The following is a 9,483-nucleotide window of genomic DNA, read 5'->3' on the forward strand; positions in this document are numbered from 1 at the left end:
AATGCGCGAGCGCGATCGGTCCGGCTCGAAGCGAACGAGAAGAGACGATAGCCGACGGGGCAGGTCAGGCGCTCGACGGCGACATATCGATGTTCAGCGACTTTCGAATCAACTGGGAGAACCCCATCGAACACAGGAAGTACCAGACGATCCACGCTTGCATCGGTCCGAGCACCCCTTCCTGCCACTCGATCTCGCCGACGAGGGGCATCACGACGGTCTCCTCCGCCGCTCCGATAGCGCCCGTCCGGATCGTCCAGTACATCCAGAGGAACAGCGGGATCGTCAACAGCATGATCCAGACCATCGGGCGGAACTGCTCTTTGAACATGCCCAGGTTGTCCGCCATGGCCTCCATCTGCTCTTCGCGGGCCTTTTCGATCTCGTTCTCGATGCGTTCGATTTCAGCCTCGCTCGCGCCGCGTTCCTCGGCGTCTTTCTTTTTCTCACGGAGCTCTTTCTGTTCGTTCTGGACGGACTTCATCCGCTCTTGATACTTGCCCATGACCTCCGTGTTCATCAGGTTCGCCTGGAGCAGCGACGAGTAGAGGCCGGTGAGCAGCGCGACCGAGAGGATCACGGCGTAGAACGGTAACGCCGCATCGAGCGGACCGAGCACGATATTGACGGCGTTCCCGACGACGTTCTGAATCGAGTCGAACCAGTACCCTGGCATCAACAGGAGCGCCCCCACGCCAGCCAGCTTGTCCCACTGCGACCAGCTCGATTCCTCCTCGTCGATGTCGACGTCGGCCGCGGCACCGCTGCCACCGTCGCCATCGCCGTCGAGCACCCGATCGTAAGCCTCGCGATCGGCGATTTCGAACCCCTGGTCGCCGTCGACTAACACACCTTTCTCGATCAGTCGCCCCCACTGTCCGCTCGTCAGATCGTCGCTGACGTCGGCCCACTGGACCTCGCCGCCGTTCCTGTCGGCTTCATCGCGGATCGCCTCGAGGGCGGCCGCCATCGAGGAATCCTCGCGGACGAGGGCGTCGATCTTCTCGGCTGTACGCGTCATCTGATTGTGCTAGGGTGGGTCCGATATACAAGTGTTTTTCTTCGGTAGTCCCAGCCCAGTCCGCGAAGCGTACAAAAGCTGATTTTATTGATCAGACGTAGTTCGCACTTGATGACTGTGTTGTGAACCTAGTAGGTGATCATAATAGGCAATAAATAGCACCTGATATATGATTGAAACTATAATATTCTCCATTTCATAACTGATATAAACGGTCTGATCAGTCGAACCTTTTATCATAAGGATTTGTGAATGTGGAAGGCGTATAATGGGTTCACGAAGCGATGGCGGAGTTGCGATTCCGTCGGTACGCGGACAGTCCACACTGCTCGGTCTTGTGTTACTGATTGGGATGGTCGCCGCCATCAGCGTTGGTATTCTGCTCGTCGCGGGAGACACCATGAGCAGTGCGGAACAACAGTCGGAAAACGAGCGTATCGAACAATCGTTCGTTGAACTGAGCCAACAGATGTCGACCGTTTCGATAAGCCGCGACACGCCGCGATCAATGACGTTTGACGCGGGCGATAACGGAGCGATCGTAAAGACGAATACGGCCTACATCAACATCTCCGGTGATAACCGTACTACGTCGATTCCGGTCGGTGCAATCGAGTATCAGGGCGACGACGGCACTAAGATTGCATTTCAGGCGGGCGGCGTGTTCCGCGAAACGGGAAGCGAAACTCGGGTCGTCTCGAAACCTCCGCTCGAATACGACGAAGAGACGAGCACATTCTCGTTCCCTGTCTTAAAACTCGAGGAGGACACCGAACTCACCTCGGGTGACGTGACGTTCGACTATGTAGATAGTACTCCGCATCGCAACACGTCGTACGTCGAAGGGAGTACGATCAAGATCAACATTACGAGCGAGTATTGCGTCGGATGGCAAACATATTTTGAGGAGGAAATGGAGAAAGCGGATGGGAGGGCAATTCAGGAGGCATGCAGTGAGGGAGAAGAAAATACCCTCCGTGTCGAATTAGGTCGGATGGAAATCCCTGAGGGAACATTTGAAAATGGGATTGTCGCAGGAAATGTATCCAATTCGTCCGGGACAGAGGATTTTGATATAACCGAAAAAGAGGGATATTCTCTGCCACCACTTGACGATATGATCAATCAAATGGTATCGGATATGGAAAGCAACGATAGCATCACAAAACTCAGCGATGCCGGAAGTACTGTAACCAGCGGTACGTATTATACAGACAGCACGACAATCAGTGACGAGATGACATTCGATCTTCAAGATGGAGATGTGACGCTTGTCGTTAAGGATGAATTAGTCCTCGATAAAAATAAAAATAGCATACATGTTGAAAATTGGAAGCAGTCTGGGGAAAACCACTCTCTTCAAATTTACGTAAATAAAGGGCTTCACGTAAATAAAGGCGAAATGTGGGTCAATCCATGCTCGTCGGACGACGTCAATTCAGCACCCCTTCAAGTCTATGGGACATCCGACACCCACATTGGAATCGGGACAGGGAAGGCGTACTTCGAGGGAGTCATTTATGCACCATCAGATAAAACGTGGAATGAGACAAATAGGTACATCAACAAAGAGGGGCAGTTAGTTGTCCAATCGAATGTTGAAATAGACGGCTCGATCATTGTCTCGTCTGCCCACATTCAGAGCGCTGCTCCAGAAGGAATGTACGATACGTCACTCGAAACGTTCAACCCAACAATAGCCCCCGAAGGATATGTCTTCCCGCCACGTCTCTCCTATGTTAACGTCGCCGAACACACGATCAAAGTGAAAAACGGCTAATCGGTGTTCGGTTCAGCTTCAGTTTCGAAACACGCTATACTTCAGTGTTCGGTCACAGTCGTCTGGTTAGCTTCTTGTCGCACCGTTTTAATTGCCTAGCGGAGACCATCTAAAACGTTCTATACTGCGTTCTCAATTGTTTCCTTCACGTCCTCCCAGACCGCGTCGGGAGCCTGCTCGCCGTCGACTCGCTCGAGCACACCTTCCCCCTCGTAATACTCGATAACTGGCTCGGTGTTCTCGTGGAAGACCGACAGTCGCTCCCGCACGGTCTCCTCGGTGTCGTCGTCGCGCTGCTCGAGGCGCGCCTCGACGTCTGGATCCTCCGGCGGGTTGTACTCGACGTGGTAGATGTCGCCCGTTTCGGGATCCATGCGTCGGCCGGTCAGCCGGTGGACGAGTTCCTCCTCGCCGACCTCGAGGGAGAGGACGACGTCGAGGTCGGTCATGTCCTCGAGTTCCTCGGCCTGTTCGACGTTCCGCGGATAGCCGTCGAGGACGAAGCCGTCGGCCTGCGAAAGGGCCTCGTCGACGATGGCGTTGACGACCTCGTCGGGGACGAGTTCGCCCCGGTCCATGTACTCGCCCGGCGTGTCGTACTCGGTGTCCAGCTCGGAGATGTCCATCTCCTTGTTGTTCCGGAGCGCGTCACCGGTCGTGATGTGATCGACGTCGAACTCGTCGGTGATCTTTGCACTCTGGGTCCCCTTCCCCGCACCGGGCGCGCCCAGGATCAGGATTCGTGGCTGAGCCATACGACTCCGTTCAGGGGCACCGCATAAAGGCTTAAAGAATCGGGCACGTCCGTCCGACTATGACTCGCTTCGATGCGACCGAGCCCGCCGAGCGACGGAAACTGTACGTCGACGCCATCGCCGCACATCGCGAGCGCGAGAGCGCCTTTCTGACGGTCGAGGCCGACGACGCCGTCCTCGAGGCGGACACAGACGGGAGTGACGAGACGGAGACGACGCTCGGATCCGAGGAGGATCCGGACGATGCGCCGCCCGCGGAGTTAGGCGTTCCGTGGATCCAGTTCGGTGACGGGACGGTCAACCTCGACTGTACCGACGCGGAACTGGAGGCGCTAAAGACCGTCCTCGGGGAGTTTCCGGCGTTCAAGATCGACGAACTGATTCGACCCGAGGAGACCGAGGGAGTAAACGCTCGGATCAGCGCGAAGGCGGACTCGAATCGGATCGCCCAGTTCGTCGATGGGGTCTTCCTCGAGGTGTATGATCTACCGACAGGGTTTCGCGTCTGGGTTGCCGAGGTGTGAACGGTCACGAAAGATCGTTCGAGACCGTGACGCCGGCGGACGGTATCGGGGAACTATAATACGAAGAGTCACAAGAGCCGATATGGATTTCGCGCGACGCACCGACCAGTCTCGTCATGTGACGGGGTCGGTCGCATCCCAGTTACGGCGGCCGACAGCCGGACTGCGGCCGCCATCGGCGATCGTTCGACGACCAGTGGTCGGCGGTCAACTCCCGCACGATGAGTGACGAAGAACTGGCGAAGGACCTCGGCCCGCTGGCCGCGCTGACGATCGGTGTCGGGACGATGATCGGAGCCGGGATCTTCGTCCTGCCCGGTGAAGCCGTCGCATCGGCCGGACCGCTGGCTGCGGTCGCCTTCGTTCTCGGCGGTGGAATCGCACTACTGACGGCGTTTTCCGCGAGCGAGCTCGGGACGGCGATGCCGAAATCCGGCGGCGCGTACTTCTACGTCAACCGGGCGCTCGGACCGCTGTTCGGCTCCATCGCCGGCTGGGGGAACTGGATCGGGTTAGCGTTCGCATCGGCGTTTTACGTCTACGGGTTCGGCGAGTACATCGTTCGGATGGGCGGCCTCACGTTCGGACCGCTGGATCTGTACGTCATCTCGCTGTCGGCCGCACAACTGATCGGGATCGGTGCGGCGCTGCTCTTCATTACCGTCAACTACGTCGGTGCGAAGGAGACGGGAACCCTCCAGAACGTCATCGTTATGGTCCTCGTCGGCATTCTGACCGTCTTCACCGCGTTCGGAGTGATGAACGCGGACCTCTCGACGCTCCGACCGATCGTCCCGCCGGAGGATGGGTTCACGCCCCTATTGCCGGTGACCGGGCTGATATTCGTCTCCTATCTCGGCTTCGTCCAGATCACGTCCGTCGCCGAAGAGATCAAAGATCCCGGCCGGAACCTCCCGCGAGCGGTCATCGGCAGCGTCGTCCTCGTGACCGCGATCTATGCGCTCGTGTTGATCGCCGTCCTCGCCGCCGTCGAAACCGAACTCGTGGCCAACAACGATACGGCGGTCGTCGACGTCGCCAGCACGCTCATCGGACCGATCGGTGCCGGCGCGCTCCTGCTCGGCGGCCTGCTCGCGACCGCCTCGTCCGCGAACGCGTCGATCCTCGCGTCGTCGCGGATCAACTTCGCGATGGGGCGGAACAAGCTCGTGAGTCCGGACCTCAACGCGATTCATCCCCGCTTCGGGACGCCGTACCGGTCGATCGCAGTGACCGGCGGCTTCATCATCTTCTTCCTGCTCATCGGCGACATCAGGACGCTCTCGACGGCCGGCAGCGTCCTCCACCTCATCATCTACGGCTTGCTGAACGTCGCATTGATCGTCATGCGCGAGGCCGAGCCCGAGGGGTACGACCCTGACTACCGCGTCCCGTTCTATCCGTTCACGCCCATACTCGGCGCGATCCTCTCGTTCGCCCTCATCGCGTTTATCGATCCGCGGGTAATCGCCCTCTCAGGCCTGTTCGTGGTCGTCGCCGCGCTCTGGTACCTATTCTACGCCCGCGATAAGACGGAAGCGCAGGGCGTTCTCAGCGAATACATCCTCAATCGGGCCGACGAAATGCCCGAGCCGGCCGTCACCGCCGCTACGAGCGTCAAACCCGACGGTGGAACCTACCGCGTGATGGTCCCGCTGGCGAACCCGGACCACGAGACGGACCTGATCACGCTCGCCAGCACGCTCGCCAAACAGAAAGGCGGCACCGTCGTCGCGACCCACATCGTCCAGGTCCCCGACCAGACGCCCCTCGAGAAGGGTGCCGACCACGTGGCGAAGCTCGACTCGGAATCAGATGCGCTCCTCGAGCAGGCTCGACGGGACGCCGAGACGTTCGGGGTCGACATCGAAACGAGAACGATCCTCTCACACCGGTCGTTTGACGAAGTGTTCGACGCCGCGCGGACGAACGATGCCGATCTCGTCGTGATGGGATGGGGGCCACACGCGCACGGCCGTGCGGAACAACGGATGGACGAACTCACCGGAGATCTCCCCTGTGACTTCCTGGTCCTCAAGAACCGCGGGTTCGACGCGTCGCGCATACTCGTTCCGACCGCCGGCGGACCCGACTCCGAACTCGGCGCGACCGTCGCCGGGCTGCTCGCCGACGAGTACGACAGCGACGTCACGCTGCTGTACGTTCGCGACGACGACGAGTCGACCGCCGACGCCGAAGCGTTCCTCGAAGAATGGGCGACCGACCACGATCTCGCGGACGCGACCGTGCAGATCGAAGCCGGTGATCCCGGGACTGCGATCGGGCGGGCCGCTCGAGAGCAGACGATGGTGGTCGTCGGGGCGACCGAACGGGGCCTCCTCACTCGACTCGTGGGAGAGTCGCTGATCGACGACGTCGCCGAAACCGTCGACTGTTCGGTGTTGCTCGCCCAGCGCAGCCACGACCGGTCGCTCCGCGAACGCCTCTTCGGTTAGCGAGAGTGATCGGCTCCGCCCGCTACGATGACTCGTCGACTGGCCGTCGACCCGATACTGTTCTCAGAGGCGGTATCGGAGACGGTCTGCGAGCTGAAGGCGGGACCGAGAGATACGACCAAGTCGAAGATCACGAACCGTCCGGTCGGCGACGATACTTCCTCTTAGTTTCCCCGACCACGAACGTGTTCGCCCGACTACGCGATGATTCGTCTCCGAACGGACCCGTCCGGCCGAAAGAACGATAAAGAAAAGGTCGTCGACGCCAACGACATCGTGATGAGGGAAACTGACGGCGGCGGCGGACGGTCCGCCGATCGAACCGCGAACCGCAGTCTGACTCGAGAAACGGACGCGTCCGGGCGGTTTCCAAATAGATAAGTGCCCCCAGCAACCATCGTCCGACATATAACTGGCCGACAAAAGAGATGAATACAATCTACAGCGCACTCATTGCCCCGATGCAGCGGACCCGCGTCGACGTGTTCGAGAATATCTTCGTGGTATTCCTCGGACTCGGGATTCTCGTCGGTATCGTCGTTGTCGCGTACACGTTGTACAACGCGTACAAGTACCGTGATACCGGCGAGGCCGCCGAGAAAGACGAGGATCTGCCATCCGTCGGGGAGTTACCGACAGGCGGAAAGGGCGGCAAAAAACTGTTCCTCTCATTTGGCATCAGTGCCATCATCGTCATTTCCCTGGTGATCTGGACGTACACGATGCTCCTGTACGTCGAAGATCCCGGAGACGCCAACCAAGAAGAGGCACTCAACGTCGAGGTGAACGGCGAGAGCTTCGCGTGGTACTTCGAGTACGACAACGGGATCGAATCGACGACGACGCTCCGAGTCCCCGCAGACGAGCGAGTATGGCTCGACGTGACGTCGGGCGACGTCTGGCACGCGTTCGGTATCCCCGATCAACGGGTGAAAGCCGACGCGATTCCGGGCGAGTACGACGAAACGTGGTTCGAAGCCGAGGAACCCGGAACGCACGAGATCAAGTGCTTCGAGCTCTGTGGCGAGTTCCACACCACGATGACCGGAGAACTGCAGGTCATGGAACCCGATGCGTACGACCAGTGGATGAACGACCAGCTGACGATGTCGATTACGGTCGAAGACGGGAACGAGACTCCCGTCTCCGAAGAAACCGGATACGGGGATGTCGGATACGAGATGACCATCGAGAGTCAGGAGTGGGACTTCGAAGAGACCTACACGGACGACCAGTTCGATAACGGGACGATCACGGTCAGCAACGTCAGCGACATCGAACAAGGCGGCGTCTACAACGTGACGATCTCACCGACCGAGGGCGGTCAGCAGTTCGAACCGGTCGAAGAGCAGTTCGACATGACCGGTCCGGTCGACGAGAGCTATACGCTCGAGCTGAACGCGACGGAAAGTGAAACCAATGAAAGCGACACGAACGACGGAGGTGAGGCCTGATGAGTGATCTCCCGCCGATGAACTCGGTCAAGCGGTGGTTAGTAACGACGAACCACAAGGACGTCGGGATCCTGTACATCACGACATCACTGTTCTTCCTCATCTTCGGTGGTGTCCTCGCTCTGCTGTTCCGCGCCCATCTCTGGGAGTCGGGCGGCATGCAATTTGGCGGAAGCACGCTGCTGTCGAACGATCAGTACTATCAGTCGGTTTCCGTACACGGACTGATAATGGTCTTCTGGTTCCTCTCTCCGATCGCGAGCGGATTCGCAAACTACTTCGTTCCGCTGCAGATCGGGGCGAAAGACCTCGCGTTCCCTCGACTGAACGCCCTGAGTTACTGGTTCTACCTGTTCTCGGGCCTCCTCATGGGGATCTCGTTCTTCCAAGGAGGCTCGTTCGCCGGCGGCTGGACGATGTACGCCCCCCTGAACGTTCCGACCTATACACCAGCGATCGGGGCGACTGCTGGCAGTAACGCGACGATCCTCGCGCTGACCCTGTTCGTCGTTTCGATCACGATCGGGTCGGTCAACTTCCTCGTGACGATGCACCGGTCTCGAGCCGAAGGGCTCGGTCTCTGGAACATCCCGATGTTCTCCTGGTCGTGGCTGCTGACCATCTGGATGATGCTGTTCGCGTTCGCGGCACTGCTGGCAGCGCTCCTGTTGCTGTCGGTCGACCGCCTGTTCCTCACACAGTACTTCGCCACTGACCAGGGCTCGAGCCTGTTGTGGGCCCACCTGTTCTGGTTCTTCGGCCATCCTGAGGTGTACATCGTCTTCTTCCCGGCGCTGGGAATCATGTTCGAGACGTTCCAGACCTTCTGTGGTCGACGACTCGTCGGCCGGAAGTGGGTCATCATCGCGATGGTCCTGGTGGCCGTCCAGTCCTTCCTGGTCTGGATGCACCACATGTTCCTGTCGACGATCAACCTCCCGATCAAGACGCTGTTCATGGCGACGACGATCGGTATCTCGCTCCCCTTCGACCTGATGGTCTTCTCGCTGATCTATACGATGGTCAAGGGTCGCGTGCGCTTTACGACGCCGTTCCTCTTCTCGCTGGGTGCGCTCGTGTTGTTCATCCTCGGCGGGATTACCGGCGTCTTCCTCGGTGCGGTCGTCCTCGACTACGAGTTCCGCGGGACCTACTGGGTCGTCGCACACTTCCACTACGTGATGGTCTCCGGTGTCACCGCGCTGTTCGGCGGTCTCTACTACTGGTGGCCAAAGATCACCGGGAAGATGTACTCCGAACGGCTCGGAAAGCTCAGCTTCGCAGTCTACTTCATCGGCTTCAACCTGCTGTACTTCCCGATGTTCCTCGCGTGGGAGACGCCGCGGCGCGTCTTCCACTACGCTGGGAGCGCACAGATCTACCACCAGATGGCGACCGTCGGGGCGTTCGTCCTCGGTGCGGGAGTGCTGCTCGTGTTCATCACGCTCGGGAAGAGTCTGCTGACCGGCCCCGACGCGCCGGACAACCCGTGG

7 protein-coding genes are annotated in these 9,483 nt (G+C 59.2%); 5 read left to right on the forward strand and 2 right to left on the reverse strand.

The features are described 5' to 3' along the window. Positions 1–64: 64 nt before the first annotated feature. Entirely contained in the window at positions 65–1,021 is a 957-nt protein-coding gene (locus PGX04_RS16120) for a DUF106 domain-containing protein (protein WP_273739441.1), read from the reverse strand. Between the two features lie 268 nt (positions 1,022–1,289). On the opposite strand from PGX04_RS16120, the gene PGX04_RS16125 reads away from it, so the two are divergent. Further along, positions 1,290–2,801 carry a DUF7289 family protein gene (locus PGX04_RS16125; RefSeq protein ID WP_273739442.1) on the forward strand — a complete coding sequence of 504 codons (1,512 nt, stop codon included), beginning with the start codon at positions 1,290–1,292 and terminating at the stop codon, positions 2,799–2,801. A gap of 119 nt (positions 2,802–2,920) precedes the next feature. Here PGX04_RS16125 and PGX04_RS16130 read toward each other — a convergent pair whose 3' ends face one another. Then, positions 2,921–3,556 carry an adenylate kinase gene (locus PGX04_RS16130; RefSeq protein ID WP_273739443.1) on the reverse strand — a complete coding sequence of 212 codons (636 nt, stop codon included), beginning with the start codon at positions 3,554–3,556 and terminating at the stop codon, positions 2,921–2,923. A 59-nt stretch (positions 3,557–3,615) separates the two neighbouring features. Between PGX04_RS16130 and PGX04_RS16135 the strand changes: the two genes are divergently transcribed. The 4 genes from PGX04_RS16135 to PGX04_RS16150 all read left to right on the forward strand — a co-directional run. Beyond that, a complete protein-coding gene (locus PGX04_RS16135; protein WP_273739444.1) occupies positions 3,616–4,080 on the forward strand; it encodes a DUF7975 family protein in 465 nt (154 codons plus the stop codon). 221 nt (positions 4,081–4,301) lie between these two features. Beyond that, positions 4,302–6,536 (forward strand): amino acid permease, encoded by a 2,235-nt coding sequence (locus PGX04_RS16140; protein WP_273739445.1) that lies wholly within the window; start codon positions 4,302–4,304, stop codon positions 6,534–6,536. Between the two features lie 428 nt (positions 6,537–6,964). Continuing rightward, positions 6,965–7,990: a cytochrome c oxidase subunit II gene (gene coxB / locus PGX04_RS16145; protein WP_273739446.1), complete on the forward strand. Its 1,026-nt coding sequence runs from the start codon at positions 6,965–6,967 to the stop codon at positions 7,988–7,990. After that, positions 7,990–9,483 (forward strand): cytochrome c oxidase subunit I (locus PGX04_RS16150; protein WP_273739447.1); only part of this gene is annotated, 1,494 nt, incomplete at its 3' end. The genes coxB and PGX04_RS16150, both read left to right, overlap by 1 nt.

This window comes from Natrinema soli, assembly GCF_028618695.1.